This is a genomic window from Armatimonas sp. (genome assembly GCF_043760365.1).
Lineage (GTDB): Bacteria > Armatimonadota > Armatimonadia > Armatimonadales > Armatimonadaceae > Armatimonas.
Genome location: NZ_JAYUPA010000281.1, coordinates 1 through 1,990 on the forward strand (window position 1 = coordinate 1; position 1,990 = coordinate 1,990).

Here is a 1,990-nt window from a genome sequence, read left to right on the forward strand (position 1 = left end):
AGCCCGCAGAAAAAACGCCGCAGATCGCGCTTAAACTTCAGACACTCGTGCGGGAATCTGGCTGGCCCGAAGCGGCGTTTGCCGTGCTCACGCCCGAGACGCCCCAAGAGATCGGGCATCTACTCGCCGACGATCCCAGGCTACCAGTTTTCTCGTTTACCGGATCGGATACCGTCGGCTGGGCGCTGAAGCAGCGGGCCACGAAGAAGCGTGTGACACTGGAGCTTGGGGGAAACGCCGCCGTGCTGCTCGCCGAGGATGCCGATTGTGTCCATGCTGCCGCACGCTGCACGGTGGGAGGGTTTGCCTACTCCGGGCAGGTCTGTATCTCCGTGCAGCGCATCTTTGTGCACAAGGCGCTCTTTGCGGCGTTCTGCGAGGCGCTGGTAGAGAAAGTGCGTGCGCTTCGGCGGGGCGCTCCTGCCGACGAAGCGACCGACCTGGGGCCACTGATCACGCAGGCCGCCGCGATTCGCGTGGAACAGTGGGTTCACCAAGCCAAGGCCGCAGGCGCAACGATGCTCCTCCAGGGCCAGCGCGACGGTGCGTTTCTGGCCCCGAGTATTCTAACGGGTGTCCCGACAGACCAGCCTATTGTTTGCGATGAAGTCTTTGGCCCGGTGGTGGTTGTGGAGCCCGCTGACAGCTTCGAGGCGGGTATCGCGCGGATCAACGCCAGCCGCTACGGCCTGCAAGCGGGTGTTTTTACGCACGATATTCGCCGCATTATGCAGGCCCACAACTCGCTCAATGTGGGCGGCGTGATTATAAACGATGTCCCGACGTTCCGCAGCGACGCCATGCCCTACGGCGGCGAGGGAGACTCTGGCGTGGGCCGCGAAGGCATCCGCTGGACAATGGACGAGTACACCAGCCCGCGCGTACTCGTGCTTTAGAAAGCAGGGGCAAGCTATTGACTATATTGTAACGGATTCGTCGGGCGGATGTGCGCCATCGAGCACCAGCGCACGCCGCAGGTTGCGTAGCCCCTCCCGGTTGAGCTGAAGCGCCTCCAGTGTTGCGCGACCCGTTGCTGTCAGCGCAAGAACCTGCGTCGCATCGAAACTCCACTGAAAGTGAGCGCTCCATTGCTGATGGCGCGGATGAAACAGAGGCACGGTCACACCCGTTGCCGGGTCCATCGCCTCTGTCAGAATGTGCTTCAGGTGGTTACAGCCCCGGCACGAAAGCGCCAGGTTATCCAGGGGCGTGGTGCCGCCTTGCTCCACGGGGATAATATGCTCCACCTCAAACGGGTCAGAGGAGAAGGCCACAGGGTGTCGGCAATACTCGCAGCGGTACCCCGCACGGATAAAGACCGCAAGGCGCTGTCGCTGTGTGGGACGCTGTCGTCTCATGCAGGCATTAGCTCAAGCTGCCGCGCAATCTCCGGTAGCGTAATGCCGCGCTGCCGTGCCAGAGCCGAGAGAAGTAAAATACGATCCGCCTCGCAGGTCTCGATCTGATTGGTCAGCTCCAGAAATCGCGCACGCTCTGATGCGCTCCAGGCACGGGCTTTCTGCGCTGTAATCAGCACCTCACGCTCTTGGCGTAGCGAGGGCGGAATCGCCTCCTGAATGCGCCGTAGAAGCTCGGATTCGCTCAATGCCGCAGTGGGCAGATCGCGTAAGAGCGCCTGAACGACCTCATCGGGCGTCTTGCCAACACTCGTCGCCACAGAGATCAGTCGCGCTTCGGTTTCCGGTGTGAGAACAGGCATTTTGTCTTTCCTTGTAGGCAATTATACCGCTCGGTAGCACTGGTGCTTGCGGTGGTGTTGCCGCTGTGTCGTCTAGGCTGGCCGGTGCGCGTGGCGCTGGCTGCGGGCCGTGTTGGGGTGCTGGGTGGCGCGGCGCGAGAACCCCGACAAAGCTCCGCTGCTCATGCTGGCCCAAGAGGAGATTCGCCCCGCACGGCCCTTTACGCTCATCCGTGCCGTTGCCCTCGTGCGGGAGCGTGACCTCACCAGTGGGCTCCTCCTCCTGCCCGA

General features: G+C 62.4%; 3 protein-coding genes. 1 reads left to right on the forward strand and 2 read right to left on the reverse strand.

The window, feature by feature from the left end; genetic code table 11:
• Window positions 1-896: aldehyde dehydrogenase family protein (locus ACH2EH_RS06710; protein ID WP_395140137.1), on the forward strand; the 896-nt coding region annotated here is incomplete at its 5' end.
• A gap of 21 nt (window positions 897-917) precedes the next feature.
• Here the strand turns inward: ACH2EH_RS06710 and ACH2EH_RS06715 are convergent.
• The gene (locus ACH2EH_RS06715) at window positions 918-1,358 is read right to left on the reverse strand and encodes an HNH endonuclease (protein ID WP_395140139.1); all 441 of its coding nucleotides are present in this window, start codon (window positions 1,356-1,358) and stop codon (window positions 918-920) included.
• On the reverse strand, window positions 1,355-1,720 hold the full coding sequence (locus ACH2EH_RS06720) for a hypothetical protein (protein WP_309688376.1): 366 nt from the start codon (window positions 1,718-1,720) through the stop codon (window positions 1,355-1,357). The genes ACH2EH_RS06715 and ACH2EH_RS06720 overlap by 4 nt, the downstream gene beginning before the upstream one ends.
• Window positions 1,721-1,990 lie beyond the last annotated feature (270 nt).